16 protein-coding genes are annotated in these 19,368 nt (G+C 48.8%); 8 read left to right on the forward strand and 8 right to left on the reverse strand.

What is annotated here, in order from left to right; all coding sequences use genetic code 11:
- Positions 1-285: 285 nt before the first annotated feature.
- Entirely contained in the window at positions 286-840 is a 555-nt protein-coding gene (locus H6F72_RS10560; RefSeq protein ID WP_190434479.1) for a GerMN domain-containing protein, read from the reverse strand.
- A 233-nt stretch (positions 841-1,073) separates the two neighbouring features.
- Here H6F72_RS10560 and H6F72_RS10565 point away from each other — a divergent pair, with 233 nt between their 5' ends.
- Positions 1,074-1,370 carry a lecithin retinol acyltransferase family protein gene (locus H6F72_RS10565; protein ID WP_190434482.1) on the forward strand — a complete coding sequence of 99 codons (297 nt, stop codon included), beginning with the start codon at positions 1,074-1,076 and terminating at the stop codon, positions 1,368-1,370.
- Between the two features lie 2 nt (positions 1,371-1,372).
- Complete coding sequence (locus tag H6F72_RS10570; RefSeq protein WP_190434485.1) at positions 1,373-1,831, forward strand: lecithin retinol acyltransferase family protein; 459 nt, start codon at positions 1,373-1,375, stop codon at positions 1,829-1,831.
- Positions 1,832-2,069: 238 nt separating this feature from the next.
- On the opposite strand, the gene H6F72_RS10575 is transcribed toward H6F72_RS10570, so the two are convergent.
- Together H6F72_RS10575 and H6F72_RS10580 are read right to left on the reverse strand one after the other, a co-directional pair.
- Positions 2,070-3,398, reverse strand: a complete 1,329-nt coding sequence (locus H6F72_RS10575) for an ATP-binding protein (RefSeq protein WP_190434488.1) — start codon at positions 3,396-3,398, stop codon at positions 2,070-2,072.
- Positions 3,399-3,449: 51 nt separating this feature from the next.
- The gene (locus H6F72_RS10580; protein WP_190434490.1) at positions 3,450-6,221 is read right to left on the reverse strand and encodes a tellurite resistance TerB C-terminal domain-containing protein; all 2,772 of its coding nucleotides are present in this window, start codon (positions 6,219-6,221) and stop codon (positions 3,450-3,452) included.
- Positions 6,222-6,731: 510 nt separating this feature from the next.
- Here H6F72_RS10580 and H6F72_RS10585 point away from each other — a divergent pair.
- The 3 genes from H6F72_RS10585 (at position 6,732) to H6F72_RS10595 (ending at position 10,534) form a co-directional block, all read left to right on the forward strand.
- A complete protein-coding gene (locus tag H6F72_RS10585; RefSeq protein WP_206755431.1) occupies positions 6,732-7,367 on the forward strand; it encodes a PEP-CTERM sorting domain-containing protein in 636 nt (211 codons plus the stop codon).
- A 165-nt stretch (positions 7,368-7,532) separates the two neighbouring features.
- Entirely contained in the window at positions 7,533-9,167 is a 1,635-nt protein-coding gene (locus H6F72_RS10590; protein ID WP_190434495.1) for a cyclic peptide export ABC transporter, read from the forward strand.
- 8 nt (positions 9,168-9,175) lie between these two features.
- Complete coding sequence (locus H6F72_RS10595; RefSeq protein ID WP_190434498.1) at positions 9,176-10,534, forward strand: 16S rRNA (cytosine(967)-C(5))-methyltransferase; 1,359 nt, start codon at positions 9,176-9,178, stop codon at positions 10,532-10,534.
- A 158-nt stretch (positions 10,535-10,692) separates the two neighbouring features.
- Here H6F72_RS10595 and psb35 read toward each other — a convergent pair whose 3' ends face one another.
- From psb35 to H6F72_RS10620, 5 genes are all read right to left on the reverse strand, one after another.
- A complete protein-coding gene (gene psb35, locus H6F72_RS10600) occupies positions 10,693-10,923 on the reverse strand; it encodes a photosystem II assembly protein Psb35 (RefSeq protein WP_190434501.1) in 231 nt (76 codons plus the stop codon).
- A gap of 118 nt (positions 10,924-11,041) precedes the next feature.
- Positions 11,042-13,459 carry a PBP1A family penicillin-binding protein gene (locus H6F72_RS10605; protein ID WP_190434504.1) on the reverse strand — a complete coding sequence of 806 codons (2,418 nt, stop codon included), beginning with the start codon at positions 13,457-13,459 and terminating at the stop codon, positions 11,042-11,044.
- 165 nt (positions 13,460-13,624) lie between these two features.
- The gene (gene chlG, locus H6F72_RS10610) at positions 13,625-14,716 is read right to left on the reverse strand and encodes a chlorophyll synthase ChlG (RefSeq protein WP_190434506.1); all 1,092 of its coding nucleotides are present in this window, start codon (positions 14,714-14,716) and stop codon (positions 13,625-13,627) included.
- A 57-nt stretch (positions 14,717-14,773) separates the two neighbouring features.
- On the reverse strand, positions 14,774-15,886 hold the full coding sequence (locus H6F72_RS10615; protein WP_190434508.1) for an ArsA family ATPase: 1,113 nt from the start codon (positions 15,884-15,886) through the stop codon (positions 14,774-14,776).
- Positions 15,887-16,043: 157 nt separating this feature from the next.
- Entirely contained in the window at positions 16,044-16,238 is a 195-nt protein-coding gene (locus tag H6F72_RS10620; protein WP_190434512.1) for a DUF2862 domain-containing protein, read from the reverse strand.
- Between the two features lie 207 nt (positions 16,239-16,445).
- Here H6F72_RS10620 and hisF point away from each other — a divergent pair, with 207 nt between their 5' ends.
- The 3 genes from hisF to H6F72_RS10635 all read left to right on the forward strand — a co-directional run bounded on the left by hisF (position 16,446) and on the right by H6F72_RS10635 (position 19,192).
- Positions 16,446-17,216: an imidazole glycerol phosphate synthase subunit HisF gene (gene hisF, locus H6F72_RS10625; RefSeq protein ID WP_190434515.1), complete on the forward strand. Its 771-nt coding sequence runs from the start codon at positions 16,446-16,448 to the stop codon at positions 17,214-17,216.
- Positions 17,217-17,376: 160 nt separating this feature from the next.
- The gene (locus H6F72_RS30200) at positions 17,377-17,724 is read left to right on the forward strand and encodes a hypothetical protein (RefSeq protein ID WP_242016880.1); all 348 of its coding nucleotides are present in this window, start codon (positions 17,377-17,379) and stop codon (positions 17,722-17,724) included.
- Positions 17,725-18,220: 496 nt separating this feature from the next.
- The gene (locus tag H6F72_RS10635; protein ID WP_190434518.1) at positions 18,221-19,192 is read left to right on the forward strand and encodes a response regulator; all 972 of its coding nucleotides are present in this window, start codon (positions 18,221-18,223) and stop codon (positions 19,190-19,192) included.
- The last annotated feature ends 176 nt before the right edge of the window (positions 19,193-19,368 follow it).

Here is a 19,368-nt window from a genome sequence, read left to right on the forward strand (position 1 = left end):
TGATCCTTGCAGAGAACAGAGAGGTAGACTTAGCAAACTTAGTTCCTATTGTTTTGAAGTGAAGTAAATAGATAAGTGGCTTCTATACTCACGCCAAATTAACATATAAGCAAAAATTTGCTGTATAGTATTTCAGTTCAAACAAACAAATAGAAAACCTCAGTAGATTTTTAGAATGACAAAAACCTGGTTTTCTATTTCTGTTTTATCAAAGCGATCGCCCTTTACTAATTAAGTTAAAAGCGATCGCTTCATTCATCACTGCAAACCAAGTGATGATGTTTTTTAACCCTGCTGCAAACAGCGGTTGTTACCACTTTGGTCGTTCAAGCAGTTGCCGTTGCGATCGAGAAGTACTACTGAATTGATACTAGGAAATTGCTTCAATGTGGTGGTGATTGAGCTTTTAATTCGAGCATCATCGCCAATGCCGTTGGACACCACTTGCTTACAGAATTGCAACTTGGCAACACCTGTAGAAACAACTAGCTTAAAGTCTCGACCACAGTTAGAGCTACCTTGCAAATTGAGCGGGGCTCTAAAACCTTGTTGTCTTTCTTGGCTGGTTGGGCCTGCGACTAATTGCTCAATGGCAAATTGGGCCACCCCTTGAGTTTGGGTGCGTCGTACTACAGGAGCCACGTAAGAGAAATCTTGTTGGCTGCGGCTGGTGGGGAAAAACACTTTGACTGGCTTGGTGCTGGTTGTAGCAGCAACAGTCGAGGCTTGGGCTACGTTGCCAACAGGTTTGGCTTCTGTCGGGCGGTTGTCGTAGAGGCTAACTCCAGCGAGGGTAGCGATCGCTAAACAAGAGAAGAGAGAGTTACGTAAATTGAACATGTCTTTGGGCAAGTATTGTGTGATTGCTAAAAGTGAGCTTCACTGTGCGATCGTCCAATTCCTAAACCTCTGCAATAGAATTTTCTGTAACTCTTATTGTCTCAATTCAACCATTAGCAGGAAGCCAAAAAAGATAGGTGATTCCTCTCTCCAAGTTCAACAGTAGTGGTAATGATGATCAGCTTATCAATGAGATGGGAACTCTATAAAAAATAAATAGAGAGACTAATACCGTGAAAAAGGGCGATCATATCTATGTTGATCGTGGTTCCTGCAAGCAGCATGGAATATACGTTGGTGAAGATTTAGTTGTTTACTGGACAGATCAGGATTCAAAAAGTGGTCAACTTTGTCGAGTGAGTCTCGCAGAATTTACTCAAGGTGCAAATTCCAAAGTCAGGAAATATGCTTGCAGATGTATTGATCGAGAAAAAACAATTAAAAAAGCGGAAACAAGACTCAAAGAAAAAAGCTTAAATATAAATTTATTAATAGCAAGGACTTCGCTATTTATTGTAGGACTGGTCTAAAAATGGGTGATCATATCTATGCTGATTATGGTCACTGCTTTCATCATGGAATCTATTGTGGTGATGATGAAGTTATTCACTACGTAAATGCCAAAAGAATTGGTAAAACTTTATTGTCTAAATTTGCCAAGACACAAAAAATTCATATAAAACGCCATCGCAAATCATTTTCACAAACCAGAGTTGTAAAGAGAGCTAAACGACGCTTAGGCGAACGAAACTACAATCTAATTTTCAATAACTGTGAGCATTTCGCAAATTGGTGCAAGACAGGAAAGTCGAAGTGTGAACAACCCCCAAAAATCATCCTTAAAGGCGTTAAAGTCTTTGCCCATGAGGGTGAGAAGATTACTAAGGAGATTGGAGGAACGCAAGAAAATATAAAAAGAGAAGCTTCTCGAATAAAGAGGAAGATAGCAAGAGATGCCTCCAAAATTTCCCGAAGGTTTAGACTCTGGTAGAAATAGCTAGCTAGCTTTGAGAAGTTGTAGATGACCAAGGTTTATCAGTCAGGAAAAATTCTTTCTAGATTAAGAGATCGCTCTGATAAATTAGAAGTAATTACGGACTCATGGGCAAGTGAAAATTATTGCGATTCCTAGCCGAAATTGTCTTGGAGGTCTTGATAGCGTTAGGCGATCGCTCTCTCTAAGTTCAGCAATAGGGAAAGCGATCGCCTACTAATCTTTATTCCTACGATTACAAGGTAAATTCTGCGAATTCTCCGGTTTCGTCTACTTTGGTGTCTTTGCCTGAACGGGTGGGTTGAAAATTGGTGCCGCCGAGCAATTGGGTGAGGGAGAGTTTGGGGTTTTGGTGGAGTAGGTTGAGGGCACTGATGAAGTCGTGGACAATTTCGCCAGGGGTGAGTAGGGCTTCCGCACCGAGACGATTGGTGATTTCTTTGAGGAAGGCTTGCAGGTCGCGATTATTGAGGGAGGCTTGGTAAGCGTAATGAGCGGCATGGACTTCTGCCAAGCGTTGTAGCAGTTGAAGGATTTCTGGTTGGGTAAGGGGCTCTAGCCGAATCACGGGGCCAGAGGTATCTTGCAGACCTGGCTGAGCAAAGCGACTTTGAGCGGTGCGGCGTTGCCAGGCGGGGTCGCTGTAGAGCCCTCGGCGCGAATCTTCGAGAAATTGTGGGGTGCCACCGATGATGATGTCGAGATGTCCGACTCGACCTTGCACGGTGTCATTAAACATTGCCAACAACTTGTCGTAATTGTTCTGGCGGGAACCTGCATGGGTGATTTTGTAGAGATGCACTGCCTCATCTAGCAGCACCAGCAAACCTTTGTAGCCGATGCTTGAGACAAACTTGGCAAAGAGTTTGATGTAGTCGTACCAAGTTTCATCATCAATGATCACCTTCACGCCCAAGGCTGCTTTCGCGTCGGATTTGGTCGAGAATTCTCCTCGCAGCCAACGCAGAGCCGAATCTTTAAGCTGGTCGTCATCGGTGCGGTAGCCCCGCCAGTAAGCGATGATTACACTGGCGAAGTCGAAGCCGTGAACCAGCCCTTCCAAGGTTTGCACTACTTCCCGGATTTTGACTTCTACCAAGTCATCAAAGCCTTCATCTTTGGGACGTTTGCCGCTTTCTTGCGCGACTTGAGTTAAGACACCGCTAATCCAGCGTTCTAGAATTAGGGCGATCGCACCACCGTCTGGATTCGTTTTTGTGGCAATGTTTTGCATCAACTCGCGATAAGTAGCGATACTTTGTCCACTGGCTCCTGCTAAGCGGCGTTCGGGAGACAAATCAGCATCAGCGACCACAAAACCTTGCTCCATCGCTTGATTGCGGATCAGTTGCAGGATAAAGCTTTTACCAGAGCCGTAGCGACCGACGACAAACCGGAAGGCTGCACCACCTTCAGCCGTATTTTCCAGATCTTGCACTAGAGCTTTGGCTTCCACTTCCCGACCCACGGCAATTTGCTCTAGACCAATTCTGGGCACGACTCCCGCACCCAAGGCATTGATCAAGGCTGTGGATACGCGCTTAGAAAGTTTCTGCTTTGCCATGTGTCTTTGCTCGGTCTTGTAGTGGCTGATGTGGATTGGTACGAGTGTCTGTTAACTGTACCGCCAAACTCTGATGGTCTGGTCGGCGCTACTGCTAACCAATGTATTGCTATCTGGCGCAAAGGCGATCGCACAAATTTTAGCCGTATGGTCGCTCAAAGTGGTTAGTAATTCTCTCGACTCTAAACTCCAAACTTTGAGTGTGCCATCTTCACCGCCACTAGCTAAGAACTGACCATTGGGGCTAATGGCAACTGCCGATACTTGACCTTTATGCAACGCGAGGCTGGAACTAACGTCTGGCTTTAAATCCCAAAGCTTGATGGTGCTGTCTGCACCACCACTGACCAAGGTTTTGCCATCGGGGCTAAATGCCATTGAGCAAACTTTACTGCCATGAGCGGGCAGCGAGTTGAAACTTGTTTTGGTGTCTAAATTCCAGAGGTGAATGGTGCCATTTTGATCACCACTGGCCAGAATGTCTCTGTCAGGACGAGGGCTGAAAACCACTGAGGTGATGAAGCCATAACCATTGATGGCTTGGAGTAACTTCCCACTTCTGATATCCCATACCTTAATGGTGCGATCGGCACTGCCACTGGCGAGCAACTGTCCATCTGGGCTAACGGCGATCGCATTCACGGCGGTTGTATGTCCGGTGAGGGTTCGTAATAATTTCCCTGCCTTGAGATTCCAGACTTTAATCGTGTTGCTGCTGCCACTGCTAAACAACAGCTTGCCGCCGGGATGTAGAGCTAGGGCATAAATCGAGCCAGAGTTTTCTGGGTGAGGGAGGGTTTGCACCCATTTACCTTCCAGCGCCCAAACTTGCAGCTTGTTGTCACTACCACCACTAATTAAGGTTTGGCTATCCGGGGTGACTACTAAAGCATTGGCTCCACTCTCAAAGATCACCCGACATTTCCAGGTGCCCAGTTTGGAGGGTAGCGCCGCGATCGCTGTTGGCACATCCGCCACCTCAACATCAATGGTCGTGACCGGAAAACTTTCCCGACCCACAACTGCAATCGCTCGCTGCAAATACTCCTCATAGTCCTCATAAATTTGTGGAATCAGCGAGGAGGTTCCAGGCTCAAAAATCAGGTCATCAATGATGGCATCCGCTTTCTCGTTAATTGCATCCACCAGCATTTGCGGCATGGTGGGCACCCCATCGGCAATCTGTCGTAGTTCTTCCGCGTCTTGTCGCAGAATCGCTTCTAATGCCCAATATTCAGAGTCGGAAAGTTGATTAATCAGCTCGTGCCACTCAGGAGGTAAAAAAGGTCTTTGATCTGCATCTGGATTAGATGTAGGAACAGGCAGTTCAGACGGTGGCGCGATCGCTGGAAGTACGGATTCAACTGTTATAAGTCTGCCAGGAAGAGATTCTCGACTCGAAACCTGTGCTAGCAGAGTTTCCAGAGATGTTTCTAGTTCGCGCCTTTGAGTGGCGATCGTTCCTAGTAGCGCTTGAATCTCTGACTTCAGCGGCTGTAGATCGATTCCAGCCACTAGCCCCGCAATTTCCGATTTCAGCGGTTGCAGATCGATTGCGGCAACTAGGGATTGAATCTCTGACTTCAGCAGTTGCAAATCGAGTGTTGGGGTTTCCGCTTTTAACGGCTGTGTATCGATCGCCGTCACTAGTGATTGAATTTCTGACTTCAGCGGTTGCAGATCGATCGCCGTCACTAATTCTGCAATTTCCGACCTCAAGGGTTGTAAGTCAATCTTTTGAATTTCCGATTTCAGCGGCTCTACATCGATCGCAGAAATGATGGTTTGGATTTCCGACTTCAATGACTGTGCATCAATAGTTGAAATTAATGCTTCAATCTTTGATCTCAAAGCTTGGACATCGATCGCGGCAACTAGGGATCGGATTTCTGATTTCAGCGGTTGCAGATCGATCGTAGTGACTAATTCCTGAATCTCCGATTTCAACAACGGCACATTGATGGCTGCCGCTAGCTCTTGAATCTCGGCTCTTAGTGGCTCAATGTCGATCGTTGCAACTAATCCTTGGATTTCCGTTTTTAATGGCTGCACATCCACAGCAGAAATGATGGTTTGAATCTCCGCCTTCAACGGCTCTATATCGATGGCTGCTAGGTCCGTCAGAGACTGGTTTAGAGTTTGTCGCGATCGCTCTAGCGTTTGAATTTGCGCTTGCAAATCTCCCGTCTGGGATTCTAATAATCGTTTGCTCGTTTGTAGTGCGGCAACATCGCTGTGGAGTTGGAGTTTCTGAGTCGTAAACTCAGCAGCTTGAGCCTTGAGTTGCGTTAGTTCTTGCTGGAGCTGGCCCACATCAACCGCTAAAGTTTGCCGCGCCTCGTTCGTAGTGGCGATCGCTTGCTGGATTTCACCTTCCTGCGCTGCCAAATCCTGTAGCCGTTCTTGCCACTGCTGAAAACTAGCTTCCAGCTGCTGCTTGCGACCTTCCAAAGTAGCGATCGCTTGACCTAATTCCCGATCTTGCTGTTGTTGTTCAGCAATTCGAGTTTGAAGCTTTTCAAGGTCAGCTTGCAAAAAGCTCAAACTGGTTTCGGCTTGTTGCCTTTCTGCGGTTGCACTCAGAAGGGCTTGCTGGATTTCGGCTTGCCGTTGCTCGTAAGCCTGCAACTGTCCCGCGATCGCCTGTCCCTTTAATCGGGCTTGCTGCTTCTGGCGATCGTCAATGGCAACGGCACCTGCATAGGCACCCGGCGCAATCAACCCGGTGAGGAGCGATCGCTGCAAGTTTCGCTCAGCGAGAAAACTCAAGCCAAAGCTAAGGCCGAAAGCGGCTGAACCGATGACAATCCGATTGACTAGCATGCAAGCTTTGTTACTAATTCTGTCTGGGGCAATTTTGTGCTACTGCTTTACAGCCAAGGCATTCCCGTCACGGGTGAGTAGCAGCGACTAGAGAATATATAGCATTCAGTACACTTCTTCGAACTGAAGCGGCAATTTCCGGTACTCCGCAGTTTTTTTCAGTCTACTTCTAGAAAAGAAGGTCATTGCTACTTAAGTGGTGCTGCCTCCTAGATAGCAACTTCATGAAGCTAATGCCGTGTGAGTATCAATTTTTAATGAAGAGTGTCCGAATACGGGGATGGATTTATGGAGGCGTATGACAAGATCTTACGAGACTTAAATGTTGGGGCTGCTTCTACCAAAGTCCCTTTCTATCAAATTTTTTCAAGCTATTTGATTGCAATCAAAATAGTTTCTGTGTTGAGGAAGCTGGAGTTTGGATCGCTTCTTTCAACCCAGTTTCTACGTATCTTCACGCAACGGACCCATTGCCGAGTTTTGTTATTGAGGGAAATACAACCCATGACTATGGCAACAACGATCCAGAAGTTATCGATCGCGGCTGCTAGTGCTTCGGTGCTGGCGATCGCGGCTCATGCTACCCCCGCTGAAGCTGCCCGGATATTTGGTTTTGAAAGTAGTTACGAAGGTTTCCCAATCACAGGTAGTTTTACGATTGATGACACGACACCCGGAACCAGCCCTGTCCTTGGTTTTGACATCAGCTACTACGCCAAAGCCATTTCTCAGGCTACAGTCACAGGATATGGCCAGTCGTTGACATTTCAAGATGTTGATTTCTATGTTGGCAACGATCTGCTGGGTTCAGATACTGTAGATGCGATCGCCTTCAGTCTCGGTCCCATTCAGGATGCGCTAGATAGCAACTTTGTCGCAGTTCTTTTTCCTGGTTTTTTGTCTAGCTTTCAAGTTTCTTCCAGTTCTCTTTCAGAGGCTTTAGATGCCTTGGATGGAGCAACAGGAATTGCATTCGCTCCTTACTTAGCTGAGGACGGTGAAGAGCCTTTCTATGAAGTGAGTTTCTTTGAAAAGAAGGATACAGCATCGGTTCCTGAACCTGCTTCTCTCGTAGGACTTTTGGGTGTCGGAGCGTTTGTTGCGGGTTCTGCTTGGAAGCGTAAGCAGAACCCGCAACAACTGTAAATTCCGAAAAGCCCCAATTTTGAATCTTGTACGTTCATCCCGGTTGCCATGCCCTCAAAAGCATGGCTTTCTCTTTGTTAGCTTATAAGCGGAAATACTGACTTAGAATGTGAAGTTCTGGTTTTGAGACCTTGCTTAACTATCGGGTTGTGAGGCTAAACTCTTGTGAACTTGGTTTATCTGTTGCTCAAAACCTCTTGGGTGAGTGTTCTACTGGCGATGCTAACTGGGCTGCTGGGCGGCGCGAGTAGTACCGGACTCATTGCCTTGACCAACACCAGCTTAACCAGCCAGAATCCGCCTACTGCCGCCTTGATGCAAAACTTTGCGGGTCTGGGCTTAGTGCTGTTGCTCACCACGATCGCCTCGCAGATTTTGTTAGCTCGACTGGCCCAAGGCTCAATTTTTGAGTTGCGGCTGTTGTTAAGTCGTCAAATTCTGGCTTCCCCCCTACGCCAACTAGAAGCACTAGGCGCATCTCGGCTTCTGGCTACCCTTACAGACGACATTCAATCGGTTGCCAACGCCCTCTTCTCGTTTCCAGTGCTCTGCATTGATATTGCCATTCTGGTCAGTTGCCTCACCTACCTCGCGTGGCTTTCCCTGTCAGTATTTGGGTTGATGATGCTAGTGCTGGCAATCGTGATTGCTAGCCTGCAAGTGATTATTAGTAGGGCTAGAAAAGCCCTCTCTCTAGCTCGAAAAGAACAAGACAACCTATTACATCACTTCCAGGCAATCATTGCAGGCATTAAGGAGCTAAAGCTGCATTATCAGCGGCGACAAAGCTTCCTGACCGAAGATCTTTATGTCACTGCCACGGCTGCTCGTGACCACAACATCGCAGGCATGACCACCTTTGCGATCGCTGGAGGCTATGGACTTCTCGCCACCTTTTTAATCATCGGTTTGTTGCTCTTTGCCTTGCCCCGCTTTATCAGCACCAGCCCCGAAATTTTGTCTGGTTATGCCCTCGTTGCACTCTATTTAATGCTGCCCTTCCAAGGAATCTTGGGGGTGATTCCCGTTTTGAGTCGAGCCACCGTAGCCCTAGACGCGATTCAAGCCTTGGGGTTAGCTTTGGCAGAACACGCTACTGAGGCAACAGCGATCGCCCCTCCTCCACCCAATCCAGCTTGGCAACGACTTGATCTGGTAGAGGTGTCTCATGCTTACCGAGGCGAACGGGAAGAAGACGGGTTCTCACTAGGACCGCTAACTTTAAGCTTTCAACCGGGAGAAGTAGTGTTTCTCGTCGGTGGTAACGGTAGCGGCAAATCAACCCTAGCCAAGCTGATTACAGGACTCTACAGTCCTGAAGCGGGTGAGTTAAAACTCGATGGTCAACCGATCACCGATGCGAATCGGGAATGGTATCGGCAGCACTTCTCGGTGGTTTTTGCTGACTTTTACCTGTTCGATCGCTTGTTGGGGTTGGGCGATCGCGCTGATCTCGATCCGCAAGCCAAAGAGTACCTAATTCAGCTCCACCTCGACCACAAAGTTCGGGTTAAAGATGGCACCCTATCGACCACCACGCTTTCTCAGGGGCAACGCAAGCGACTGGCGCTGCTCACCGCCTATTTAGAAGACCGCCCAATTTACCTGTTTGACGAATGGGCTTCCGATCAAGACCCAATCTTCAAAGAAATTTTCTACACGCAATTGCTACCAGAACTGAAACAGAGAGGCAAAGCTGTCTTGGTGATTAGCCACGACGACCACTATTTCCATCTCGCTGACCGCATTGTGAAGCTGGATTATGGCAAGCTGGAATACGACAAGCGCATTGCTGCCTAATTTTGCCCGTGCCCAACCCTCGCCAACTTGCCTTTCTCGCCCTACGATCGATCCAACGAGATGCCTTTGCGGATGTGGCGCTCGATCGCGTCCTGCAAGATGCTGAACTCAGTAACCAAGATCGACGGCTAGCAACTGAGCTAGTGTATGGCAGCGTCAGACGGCAACGCACTTTAGATGCGCTGATCGATCAGTTGGGCAAAAAGAAAGCTCATCAACAACCACCCGATTTACGGGCAATTCTGCATCTAGGACTGTACCAACTGCGCTATCTGAACCAGATTCCCGCCTCGGCTGCGGTCAATACCACCGTCGAGCTAGCCAAACAAAACGGTTTTCCAGGGCTAACCGGGTTTGTCAACGGCTTCATGCGCCAATACATCCGCTTAGCTGAGACATCTGGCGATCCCTTGCAACTTCCGTCTGATCCCGTTCAGCGGTTAGGAACTCTGCACAGTTATCCTGACTGGATCGTTCAAGTTTGGCTCGACCAACTGGATTTAGCCGAAACCGAGCAATTGTGCGAGTGGATGAATCGTCCACCGCACATTGACCTGCGAATCAATCCTCTCCACACTTCCCTCGACGAAGTGGAGACAGCGATGCAAGCCGCAGGAGTAGCGGTGCAACGTTTGCCCCATTTGCCCCAAGCCTTGCGGTTACTGGAGCCTGCGGGTGCAATTCAGAAATTGCCAGGGTTTCAGTCAGGCTGGTGGATGGTGCAAGATGCTAGCGCTCAGTTAGTCAGCTATCTAGTTGACCCGCAACCTGGCGAGTTTGTAATTGATGCTTGTGCGGCTCCGGGTGGTAAAGCTTTGCATCTCGCCGAACTGATGCAAGATCAAGGGATGATTTGGGCTTGCGATCGCACTGCATCTCGCCTGAAAAAACTCAAGGAAAACGCAGAACGATTGGGCATCCACTCCACCGAGATCAGCATTGGCGACAGCCGCAACCAACCCCAATTTGTCGGCAAGGGCGATCGCGTTCTCCTCGATGCACCTTGTTCTGGCCTTGGTACACTCAACCGTCACGCCGATGCGCGCTGGCGACAAACTCCCGATCGTGTGCAAGAGTTGGCAACGCTGCAACAGGAACTCTTAGTCGCAGCCGCCACTTGGCTCAAACACGATGGCGTGCTGGTTTACGCTACCTGTACGCTGCATCCGCAAGAAAATGAGCAAGTCATTGAGGCTTTTCTCGATCAGCATCCCGATTGGCAGATCGAGCCACCCGCACCCAACTCCCCAGCTGCCGCCTTTGCCACCCCTCAAGGCTGGGTAAAAGTTTGGCCCCATCGTCAACAGATGGATGGGTTCTTCATGGTTCGCCTTAAGCTTGCAGTTCGGCAGGCTGCCGCCAGTTAATTCAAGCGATCGCGCTCTCATCTTTAAGGACGGCAATGTTGCGAGTGAAGAGAGCAATTTGCAAGCTTTATGCTCAGTGGTTAGACGACAAAAAATAACTCCAGCTAATGCACTGGAGTTCCCACACAGAGACCACTTCAATCGATTTTCTAAAAAGCTTAGCGAGGCTGACCGATGCCAGGAGTTTCTTCCTTCTCAACTTCAGGCACAATGTCAGGGCGATCCTTATCTTCCCAGCCTACAGGACGCTTAGAGTTGTACCAAGCGACCGAACCAATTGACACAGCTGCAATAAATCCAACGATATAAACCAAGGTGGCAGAGATGGGGAAATGAGGAGTATTTGTAGCAACTTCTGCTGTTGCCGCCGCCGCAATTAATAAAGACATCTTAATAACCTCTCTACGATTTGAAATACTAATTTACAGTACAACAACAGTAGCAGAGCTTGCTCAGAGGCTGGCTCTCCCCAGAGTTGGATTCGATCCCCCTTCCTAAGACAGTTCTTCAGAATGCGGGTGGCGCAGGCTCAGAATCAGCAGGCGGTTCAGGTTCCGCAGGCGCTTCTTCTACGGGAGCTTCTTCCGCAGGCGCTTCTTCTACGGGAGCTTCTTCCGCAGGGGCCTCTTCCACGGGTGCATAGTCGCTGGGTGGCGCTTCTTCTGCTGCAGGTTCAGGTGCAGGTTCACTGGGAGCGGCATCTTCATAGCCGCCGGAGTCATAGCCGCCGCCAGAATCATAGCCACCACCGGAATCGTAGCTACTTTCAGAATCGTATCCACCACCAGAGCTCTCGCTATTCGCAGCCCCAGTTTCAGGCGCAGTACTGCCTGAAAGCTCACGTTTAGGAGTGACGGGCTTAGCTTTGATGCTGCCTTTGCGCCCCTCAAAACTTGGTAGCTCAGGAAACTTCTGGACTGGCATGCCTTGCACAACTTTAGTCATGAATTCACGCCAAGTGTGAGCAGCCGTACCACTCGTCCCCCAAGTAGGGTCGTTGTTGTCGTTGCCCAACCACACCCCAGTCACAACCTGAGGAATATAGCCGATAAACCACAAGTCACGAGCTTCCTCAGAAGTGCCTGTTTTTCCAGCAACAGGCCGCCCTACCTGCGCTGGTCGACCTGTGCCAGACTGCACCACACCCTCTAGCATCCAAGTGAGGATGGAGGCAGTACCTTTATCAACCACTCGTTTGGGTTTAAAGTCGGCGCTGTAAAGAACTTGTCCCTGTCGATTGAGAATCCGAGTAATGCCGTGAGGTGTAACTGCATTCCCTTGAGCGGCTAATGTCCCATAAGCACTAGTCAGCTCTAGCAAGTTAACTTCCGACGCTCCTAAGGCTAGGGAATAAGTCGGCATTAACTTAGACCGAATGCCCATGTCTTTCGCCATCTTGACCACCGGATCGAACCCGACATCAATCAAGACTTTGACCGCAACCACATTGACAGAATAGGTTAAGGCGTCTCGCATCGAGACCCATCCCCGATAGGTCTTACCGTAGTTCTGCGGCTTGTAACCATCAACCGTGTACTGAGCATCTAGATACCCATCGGTAGGCGAGAACCCAGCCGCGATCGCGCTCGTGTAAACCAAGGTTTTGAAAGTAGAACCCGGTTGCCGTTGGGCTTGGGTCGCTCGGTTAAATTGGCTCTTGCCATAACCATTACCTCCTACCAACGCCTTTACCTCACCGTTGCGGGGGTCGAGCGACACTAAAGCGGCTTGGCTAAAACCTTCCGCCGAGCCATCTAGCTCTACGGCATCTTTAATTGCTTTTTCTGCTGTCTTTTGCCACTGACGATTTAAGGTGGTTTCAACCGTTAAGCCACCCAGTTCCAACGCTTCGGGAGAAACATACTTGGGTAGCTCCTGCTGGATGTAAGAAGTAAAATAGGGCGCTTCAATCACCAAGCGCTTTGGAGTGCTGGGTTTGAGTTGCAGAGGAGTCGCGATCGCCGTTTCCATCTCAGCCTTGCTGATGTATCCAGTATCAAACATCCGCTGCAACACAACGTTGCGCCGCTTGACAGCAGAGTCAGGATTGACCAAAGGTGAGTAAACACTAGGAGCAGGAGGCAACCCAGCAATCATTGCGGTTTCTGGCAAAGTCAGCTTGTCCACTGGCTTACTGAAGTAAACCCAAGCCGCATCAGCGACACCATAAGCCCCAGAACCCAAATAAACCAAATTCAAGTAGCGCTCTAGAATTTGCTCTTTCGGCATCTGCCGCTCTAGCTCTCGAGCTAGCATGGCTTCTTTCAATTTGCGCGTAATGCTACGCTCTTGGTTCAAAAATACAATGCGGGCTACCTGTTGCGTGATCGTGCTGCCGCCTTGCACCAAATCCCCTGAGACAACATTGGAGAGGGCTGCACGGACAATCCCTTGGTAATCTACGCCCTTGTGCTTATAGAAACGACGATCTTCCGCTGCAATAAAAGCTTCGACTGTGTTTTTGGGAAATTGACGGATGGTCAATTTTTCTCTTGTAGCAGGCCCCGACTGCTGTAGGATAGTTCCGTCAGCGGCTTTAATCGTGAGGGTGCCGTCTCGGACAAAGGTAAAGATACTTCCGGTATCCGGTAAAGTGCTCTCCAGAGACCACCAACCAATTCCCAAGGCACAGATACCACTAGTCAAACCAAGCCCCAACCAAAATAAGCGATTCTGGTGAAGCGGTTTTGGGCCTCGGAATGGTCGCAGAATGGGAGCGAGTCGTGATCTTTCAACGCGAGCAACGGCTTGAGTCGATAATTGCTTAACGTTCGACTTTAACCGCTTCCCTGGTGGTTTGGGCACTTTCTTGCGCCGCTTTTTAGGTTGCGATTGATCATTAGAGGCGATTGGTCCAGGTTCTGCTGACTCAGCATTATTGAACTTGGCCGAAAAACCCCTGAGCCTTGAGATAAACTTTGCCACTGTAGCTCCTCACTCGCCACCACACACCAAGCCGCTCTTCGCTCTTAATTTTAGGGCTTGGTATCCCAATATGCACCCCAATGATCGAAATCGTCCTATCGTAACCTCAGTCTAAAAGTCAAGTGTTCATAACCTTTTTGGGCAAAAAAATTAGCTAAAATAGGCTTAAACACCCGCATGGCCTAGCGCTAGAGCCGCGACTAGCATGCCCAACACTAAAAACGGTTGGGCGCTCGCTTGGTACTTCACGTCATTCTTGAGAGGATCACGCAGGAAGTACATATCCTGGAAGGTGATTTGGGGAATTACGAGCAGTAACAAAATGACTGCATACAAATTCTGGTGAATACTGACCAGATAAGCCGCGACCCCGGTTTGAAACACATCAATCATCAGGACGCAGATCCAAGCAGCAGTGGTGACACCAAACATGACTGGTAGCGACTTTAATCCCAGCTGGCGATCGCCCTCCACACTCTTAAAGTCATTCACGATCGCAATGCCCAAGCCCGCAAAGCTATAGAACAACGTTAAAACCACAATTGTGGGATTGAGATCCCCAAACAGCGCATGTCCTGCCCACCAAGGCAAAGCAATATAGCTAGCTCCAAGCGCGTAGTTACCCAACCAGCCATTCTGTTTCAGCTTCAGTGGTGGAGCTGAGTAGATATAAGACACCAACGAACCCCCTGCCGCCAAAGCCGTCAGCGTGGGAAATGTATGCCCTGCCCACTGATCTAGGGCGTAGGCAATACCAATACCACCCAGCAGCAAGGCCCAAATTTGGACCTTGACTTGAGGTAGAGAAATGGCTCCCGAAGGAATGGGGCGGTAGGGTTCGTTGATCGCATCTAGATCTCGATCATAAAAATCGTTGATGGTTTGGGTGTAGCCCGTCAGCATGGGTCCCGACATCAACATACAAGCGGCTGAGATCAAGACATTCTCTAGACTCCAACTGAAGCGTCCGCCAGAAGCTGCACCACAAACGACTCCCCAGATTAGAGGAATCCAGGTAATCGGCTTCATCAGTTGCAGGCGAATCTTCCAAATCGAGGTTTCTCCTGCTTCCGCTCCTTTCATACCTAGGAGTTGCCGAGCTTTGGCACTCCGATTAGCAGCCTCTGGAGCAGTTGTGCTCAGAGGTGCAGCGGTATTGGCTTGCACCTCTAGATCTGCGGCAGTATTTTGGCCTTGTGCCACCTCAACTGCTGGAGAAACGTTGGAGTCTGGAGTTAAGGGAGTCGGGTCAGACATAGGGTTTCTAGATTCCATGCCTAGTCCAGGCAATTAGTGCTCAACAGATCTTATAGATTAAAACGAGATGATTAAGTAACCATCTTGGAATTTGGCACCTGTCACGGGTTTACCGCTTAATTCCGGTGGCAAGGAAATGTTACGCCGTTGGTCCCCTGCTTCAATCGTAATTTCAGGGCCATTTTGAGACAGCTTAACTTGCTTTTTGTCAAAGCCTGGGAGGAACAGAGCGACTTTGCGCTCAGCCACATTGACTGCGATCGCTCTAGGCGCTTGATCGGCTTGGCTGAAGTCAGGCAACGCATCGACTAAAGGTTGCCAATCATCTCCTGTTCGCACCGGAAAAGCATTAATTTTGAGCGGATCAAACTCAGTGGTGACAGTTTGAGCCACAGCCTGACTCACCATTGCTTGGTTCAAAATCACCCCGCCTACGGTGAGACCAATCTGCTGAGCACTGCCCCACAGATAACGAGCCGTTGCGATCGCTGCTGGGTCGGCGGTGGTAACTAGGTAGGCTGCCACACGATGAGGATTGGTAACAGCGGCTCTCCCGTCGTCTAATATATTGCTCACCTGATTCGTCGGCTGAGCCCAATTATCCGGTGACCAACTGACGTTTAGCACAGTGCCAACTAAAGGCTGAATAAAGGGAGATTCTAAAATAGTTCTGCCTAGATCAGAATCGGTAAACACCTTGCGAAAGCGGCGCACATACCAACTCAGCACTTCGGGCATACCCAGCATCCGCAGCGTACTTTGGTCGCCGGAACCGTCATAGACAATGACATCATACTGACCGCTGGCATCGTACTCGCGCAAAGCATTGAGGGCCAAAGCACTATCCATACCGGGTAGCACCCCCAACTCTTGACCAAACACAGCCTTTAAGATTGGAGTCCGTAAATACTGGGCTTCCAGTTTCTTCACTTCTTCCCAACTGCGTTCTAGCAAAGCAGCGCTTTGCAATTGCACAGCCTGCAAGTTAGAGGCAATTTCCTGAGGGTCAGCCGTCAAAGCATTTCCCAACAACACACCCAAGTTTGGGTCTGGCGCTTGACCGACGAGCAGGACTCGCTTACCTTCACTGGCATAGCGTTTAGCAGTGGCGATCGCAACCGTTGTCCGACCTGTGCCACCTTTTCCTAAAAACGTCAAAATTAAGGACATTAAAAGCTTCCTATAACAACAGCGCGCAACTCATTTGCTGCCTAGGACTTCTATGCTAAATGGCTGCACTGAAGGCTGTCCTCAGCTTAGCGGTAGGTTCAGCGTCAACCACTGTAAGAACGGAGCGCTTCAAGACTGGCTCACTTCAGCAACCGTCCTATTGGCTTACTTCTATTTCATCCTCAAAAAACCAAGTCGCAAATTTATCATCAAACTCTACGAGCACGCCCACACTGCTGCTATCCACCATCCTGAAATCACGAATGGTGCCAATTTGGCCCAATTTACTAATAACAGCAGGCGGAACGCGATCTCTCAAACGGCGAAGTTGTACTTTTTGACCGACTTTCATGGTTGAACTTAGTTGAACTCAATTGTTACAAACCATTTCACAGTCTATCAGCGTCTTGCTATTGCAACAGCATCCCTAGCGGCAAGAAATTTGGTTCCATCAAAAACCCTGGCCTCTGCTCCTGCGGTAAAGTCAAATGGGCTGGTAGAGGTTGCACAATCAACCGCCATTGCTGGCACCATATTGATACTGTGCAAGGAAACTGCGATGTTAGCGAAGCGGATTTTGCCCTGCTTGGATGTAAAAGCAGGACGAGTAGTAAAAGGAGTCAATTTCGTAGATCTGCGTGACGCTGGCGATCCGGTGGAGTTGGCGCAAGCCTATAACGCAGCTGGGGCTGATGAGCTGGTCTTTTTGGATATTACAGCAACCCACGAAGACCGAGGCATCATTTTTGATGTCGTTCACCGTACCGCCGAACAAGTGTTCATTCCTTTGACGGTGGGTGGAGGCATCCAAAACTTAGAGACAATTAAGAATTTGTTAAGAGCGGGAGCTGACAAAATCAGTTTAAATTCTGCGGCGGTACGCGACCCAGATTTAATCAATCGAGCCAGCGATCGCTTTGGTAGACAGTGCATTGTCATTGCCATTGACGCTCGGCGGCGACCAGATCCCAGCAACCCCGGTTGGGATGTGTTTGTACGGGGTGGGCGAGAAAATACAGGACTCGATGCGATCGCCTGGGCCAAAGAAGTCGAGCAACGAGGAGCGGGTGAATTGCTGATTACCAGTATGGACGCGGATGGCACCCAAGCAGGCTACGACGTAGAGCTGACCCGCACCATTGCTGAGCAAGTGCAGATCCCAGTCATCGCCTCTGGCGGTGCCGGAAACTGTGAGCATATCCATACGGTTCTAACTGAAGGTAAGGCCGAAGCAGCCCTGCTGGCATCTCTGCTGCACTACGGTCAGTTAACGGTGAGCCAGATTAAGCATCACCTTGCTGATCATCAGGTGCCCGTAAGGTTGCTGTAACTTTGGCTAGTTTTACTCTCAGCCTCTCCTGATAAAAAACTGATAACAAAGGCAATTCACTGAAATCACAGACAGCGGTCTAGATCCCGGACGGAGCTTACCGGTTAGGCTATCTTAATTTCTGTTACAATCCGTAAAGATTGCCTTTCGTAAACAACCAATGTTTACTCCTTTGATCGTTCTCGCTATTTTGATGGTCGTTATTGCCCTCGTGACCTGGGCCTTGCGCCTGATGCAAGAAGCCATTGAGCATCAAGAATTTTCTTTGATGCTGGCAGGGTGCTTAGTTGCGACAGCCGCCGCTGCAATCATGGGAGTTTATCTGATGATGGGCGACTACATGGGTTACGTGAGCCAGCTCGCCCAGCGTCCTTATGTAACCTACACTTTTTCCGAACTGCCGATTTGGGAAATTCAAGCCGAAGAAGTAGCCCAAATCAGCCTACCGCTGCATCGAGAAACCTTACAGAAGCGTGCTCCTCAAACCTTCGCTACTGTAAATCCCTAACAACAAGAATATTGGTGTCTCGTTCTTTCGACAGAAAATTCATAAAATGCTTGGGGTTGCTAGGTCTAACGCAGCTCTGAGCAATTCTGAGATAGCAGGTGAAAGCTTAAAACTCGATAAGATTCGAAACTTAAAGTCAAAATTATACAAATTTCCTGGGCTAGGAAAGCAGTTAAACTTTACTAGAAATTTCTCTGCATCAGGTTAGAAATACGGAACTAGAGGCCACACTAGAAGGGCTTAGCTTAGTGCTTCACCTCTTCACTTCTAGACTTAGCATTAGACATAGCATCTGGTTCGATCTAGGGTCCAATCTATCCAACCTTTGACCTGCTGTGAGGCTAATTTAAACAACTAAAGTTAAGTTGATAGTCCAATAATATTGGCATTTATCATTTACAACTTTGTTTGTAGTCTCACCAGTGTCTTTGGGAACTTTGAATAAAGTGGATGAGTTGCTCACCCAGATCTTCCGCAGAAATCTATTAACACCCGTATGGACAACGCCATCCCAGAACTTGCGATTCCCGAACTTGATAATATTAGTCGTCAGTTAATGAGCCTAGAAAAACCTCAAAAGCCCAAAATGCTCGTAGTAGATGATGAACCAGATAATCTGGATTTGCTCTACCGTACCTTTCGGCGTGATTTTCAAGTCCTACGAGCTGAGAGCGGCGTCATGGCGTTGGACGTGCTCGCCACCGAAGGTGAAGTAGCGGTGATTATTTCAGATCAACGCATGCCAGAAATGAAGGGAACGGAGTTTCTCAGTAAAACCGTCCCGCAATTTCCCAATACCATGCGGATCATCCTGACAGGTTTTACAGATGTTGAGGACCTAGTAGAGGCTATCAACTCTGGACAGGTATACAAGTACATCACTAAGCCCTGGGACCCTAACGAACTCAAGGCTGTAGTGCAACGAGCCGCAGAAACTTACGAACTGCTGAAGCAGCGGACTGAGGAGCTACGACGAGCCCAAGCCCAGACAAATCTACTCTCCGCCATTGTCCATGTTGCCCAAAGCTCCTCCAGCTTAGAGGATTGCTTAGAACCGATTGCGATCGCCTTTGGCAGAAACTTCCTGGCGTATGGTTGTATTTTGCAATTGGTAGAAGGTAACGCTTTAGTGGCAGGTCAGGGCACTTACAGTACAGCCGACGGTCTAGAAAACTGGCTAGATCAAGATCCACTAGCGAAAGCAGCGATCGCCAATCAGCAAATGCAAGTTGCGGTCAACATCCCCACAGATGATGCTTTGGCTAGTGTCGGCCACTATCAAACCTCTGGCGTGCAAGCGCATCTCATTGTCCCTATTACCTATCGTGGTGAAGTCTTGGCAGTACTCTCGCTGCAATGGAAAAAGCCTTGCAAGTTGCGGGAAGACGAGTTGACCTTGATTCACTTATCGGCTCAGCAAGTGGCACTGGCTTTAACCTGCACTCGCTACTATCGTCCCGTGGTCTAGGGTTTAATTTGGGCCAAAAATGCATTTCCATAGTTTGGGTGATCGAGGGGTGGGTGCGATCGCGCTCACCAAACTTTCTAAAACCTCATAAATCATGGGTAAGCATCGGCATGTTTAGTTACCAAGCTTGTCTTTCATGCCAAGGTAGAGTAGTAGGCTAGTGTAACTGGCCTAAT

This window comes from Trichocoleus sp. FACHB-46, from assembly GCF_014695385.1.
In the GTDB taxonomy this organism is placed as follows: Bacteria; Cyanobacteriota; Cyanobacteriia; order FACHB-46; family FACHB-46; genus Trichocoleus.

Excerpts from the sequence above, each read along its gene's own strand:
- hisF (WP_190434515.1), top strand. The coding sequence starts at position 16,446 with ATGTTAGCGAAGCGGATTTTGCCCTGCTTGGATGTAAAAGCAGGACGA.
- chlG (WP_190434506.1), bottom strand. The coding sequence starts at position 14,716 with ATGTCTGACCCGACTCCCTTAACTCCAGACTCCAACGTTTCTCCAGCA.
- H6F72_RS10620 (WP_190434512.1), bottom strand. The coding sequence starts at position 16,238 with ATGAAAGTCGGTCAAAAAGTACAACTTCGCCGTTTGAGAGATCGCGTT.
- H6F72_RS10635 (WP_190434518.1), top strand. The coding sequence starts at position 18,221 with ATGGACAACGCCATCCCAGAACTTGCGATTCCCGAACTTGATAATATT.
- H6F72_RS10570 (WP_190434485.1), top strand. The coding sequence starts at position 1,373 with ATGGGTGATCATATCTATGCTGATTATGGTCACTGCTTTCATCATGGA.
- H6F72_RS10560 (WP_190434479.1), bottom strand. The coding sequence starts at position 840 with ATGTTCAATTTACGTAACTCTCTCTTCTCTTGTTTAGCGATCGCTACC.
- H6F72_RS10575 (WP_190434488.1), bottom strand. The coding sequence starts at position 3,398 with ATGGCAAAGCAGAAACTTTCTAAGCGCGTATCCACAGCCTTGATCAAT.
- H6F72_RS30200 (WP_242016880.1), top strand. The coding sequence starts at position 17,377 with ATGTTTACTCCTTTGATCGTTCTCGCTATTTTGATGGTCGTTATTGCC.
- H6F72_RS10585 (WP_206755431.1), top strand. The coding sequence starts at position 6,732 with ATGGCAACAACGATCCAGAAGTTATCGATCGCGGCTGCTAGTGCTTCG.
- psb35 (WP_190434501.1), bottom strand. The coding sequence starts at position 10,923 with ATGTCTTTATTAATTGCGGCGGCGGCAACAGCAGAAGTTGCTACAAAT.
- H6F72_RS10580 (WP_190434490.1), bottom strand. The coding sequence starts at position 6,221 with ATGCTAGTCAATCGGATTGTCATCGGTTCAGCCGCTTTCGGCCTTAGC.
- H6F72_RS10615 (WP_190434508.1), bottom strand. The coding sequence starts at position 15,886 with ATGTCCTTAATTTTGACGTTTTTAGGAAAAGGTGGCACAGGTCGGACA.